The organism is Amycolatopsis circi (assembly GCF_003385235.1).
GTDB lineage: Bacteria > Actinomycetota > Actinomycetes > Mycobacteriales > Pseudonocardiaceae > Amycolatopsis > Amycolatopsis circi.
The window spans coordinates 1-1,609 of the sequence record NZ_PQIA01000287.1 but is presented as its reverse complement, the minus strand read 5'-3'; the positions used below and the strand labels follow the sequence as shown (position 1 = coordinate 1,609).

Sequence of the window (1,609 nt, the reverse complement as noted above, 5' to 3'; positions counted from 1 at the left end):
CGGGGTCCTCCATCGCCTGCAGCAACGCGCGGCCCCACCAGGTGCGGGCGAACGGGCCGCGGCCGGCGCGGGCGGGGAACGCGGGGAATCCGCGGACCCGGTCGGTCATCGCTGCCTCCGGAGGGTGACGAGTTCGGCCAGTTCGGCGTCGGTGAGTTCGGTGAGCGCGGCCTCGCCCGAGGCGAGCACCGCGTCGGCGAGCGCGCGTTTCTCCCGCAGCATCACGGCGATCCGGTCCTCGACCGTGCCTTCCGCGACCAGCCGGTGGACCTGCACCGGCCGGGTCTGCCCGATCCGGTACGCGCGGTCGGTCGCCTGGTCCTCGACCGCCGGGTTCCACCACCGGTCGTAGTGCACGACGTGATCGGCGCGCGTGAGGGTGAGCCCGGTGCCCGCGGCCTTGAGCGACAACAGGAACACCGGCACGTCGCCGTTCTGGAAGCCGCGGACCAGCTCCTCGCGCCGGGCGACCGGCGTGCCGCCGTGCAGCAGCTGCGCCGGAATCCCGCGTGCGGCGAGGTGCCGTTCGAGCAGCCGTGCCATCACCACGTACTGGGTGAACACCAGCACCGCGCCGTCCTCGGCGAGGATCGTGTCGAGCAATTCGTCGAGGAGTTCGAGCTTCCCGGACCGCCCGGGGAGCGTGCTGTCCGCGGGTTCGCCGAGGTATTGCGCGGGGTGGTTGCAGATCTGCTTGAGCGCGGTGAGCAGCTTGACCACCCGGCCGCGGCGGGCCATGCCGTCGCTCGCGGAGATGTCGGCCATCAGCTCGCGCACGGTGGCCTCGTACAGCGACGCCTGCTCGGCCGTCAGCGACACCGGCCGGTCGGTCTCGGTCTTCGCGGGCAGCTCGGGCGCGATGCCCGGGTCGGATTTGCGGCGGCGCAACAGGAACGGCCGCAGCAGCCGGGACAACTGCTCGGCGACCGCGGGGGCGGCACCGGATTCGACCGGCTTTCCCCAGCGCCGGCGGAAGTCGGCGAGCGGGCCGAGCAGACCCGGTGTGGTCCAGTCGAGGATCGCCCACAGTTCGGTCAGCGTGTTCTCCACCGGCGTGCCGGTGAGCGCGACCTTCGCCGCGGAAGGCAGCAGCCGCAACGCTTTCGCCGTGTCGGAACGGTGGTTCTTCACGTGCTGCGCCTCGTCGGCGACCAGCAGATCCCAGCTCACCCCGGCCAGCGGCGCGGGGTCGGTGCGCAGCGTGCCGTAGGTGGTGAGGACGAAGCCGCCGTCGAGATCGTCCAGCGACCGCGAGGCGCCGTGGAAGCGGCGCACCGCCACCCCGGGCGCGAACCGGCGGATCTCGGTTTCCCAGGTGCCCAGCAGCGAAGCCGGGCACACGACCAGCGTCGGGCCGCTGCCGCGATGCAGGTGCAGCGCGATGAGCGTGACGGTCTTGCCGAGCCCCATGTCGTCGGCGAGACAGCCGCCGAGACCCAGCCCGGTGACCGTGTCGAGCCACTGCAAGCCGCGCAGCTGGTAGTCGCGCAGGGTCGCGGCCAGCCCGGCCGGCTGCGGCACCGGCTCGGGATCGGCCGACAGCCGGGCGCGCAACTCCTCCAGCCAGCCGTCGGTGCGGACGTCGACCTGCTCGCCGTCGACCTCGGTG

The 1,609-nt window shown here is 73.0% G+C and carries 1 protein-coding gene; it reads right to left on the bottom strand.

Annotated features, from left to right (window positions below):
- Nucleotides 1-105 precede the first annotated feature (105 nt).
- On the bottom strand, nucleotides 106-1,609 hold a 1,504-nt coding region (locus tag D0D37_RS46290; RefSeq protein ID WP_162834822.1), incomplete at its 5' end, for a DEAD/DEAH box helicase.